The 725-nt window shown below is 62.8% G+C and carries 2 protein-coding genes; both read right to left on the reverse strand.

Annotated elements, in window-relative coordinates; all coding sequences use genetic code 11:
* On the reverse strand, window positions 1-161 hold a 161-nt coding region (locus EN964_RS36235; RefSeq protein ID WP_164776552.1), incomplete at its 3' end, for an NTP transferase domain-containing protein.
* A gap of 55 nt (window positions 162-216) precedes the next feature.
* Window positions 217-725 (reverse strand): DMT family transporter (locus tag EN964_RS36240; RefSeq protein WP_164776554.1); only part of this gene is annotated, 509 nt, incomplete at its 5' end.

Raw genomic sequence — 725 nt, forward strand, 5'->3', positions numbered from 1 at the left:
CCATTGGCGCTGAGCGCCAGCGATTCTATTTGCGGGGTGAAGCGCGACACGACCTGGTCAAGCAGGCAGCCATCGCCAAGCGGCAACAGGCTCTTGTCGCCGCCGCCCATCCGTCTCGACTGGCCACCGGCCAGGATGATCCCCGCAATGTCTCGCTTCATGCCACGAAGCCTGTACGCCAGCCGTCGGAAATCACAAGAACCTTCAATGATCTGGCTAGATTCCGTCAGGCACCATGGTCGGCCCCGTGCTTTCGGCGACGATCTTTCGCCGGCCGACCACACGCTCGCGATAGAGCGCATAAAGGCCGGAGCCGATGATGATGGTGGCGCCGACGATCATCGGCGGATCGGGGATATCGGCAAAGATGAACAGGCCAAGCAGGATCGACCAGATCAGGGCCGTATAGCGGAACGGCGCGATGAAGGAGATGTCGCCCGCCCGCATCGCCATGATGATGAACTGGTAGCCGATCACCACCAGCACCGCGGCCAAGGCCAGCAGGGCTGTGCTGTCCCTCGTCATCGGCGTCCAGCCGCCCATTGCCGGCAACAGCGCCGCACCGACGATGGTCATGGCAAGCGCGGTTGCCGTCGACACCAGCAATGTCGGAATGGCCTTGGGAATTCGCTTGGTGGCGAGATCGCGCACCGCACAACAGGCGACACTGGCCAGCGCTGCCAGCGAGTACATGCTGAACCCTTCGAAGCCAGGCCGCACGATAA

The organism is Mesorhizobium sp. M7A.F.Ca.CA.001.10.2.1 (assembly GCF_003998575.1).
Taxonomy (GTDB): domain Bacteria; phylum Pseudomonadota; class Alphaproteobacteria; order Rhizobiales; family Rhizobiaceae; genus Mesorhizobium.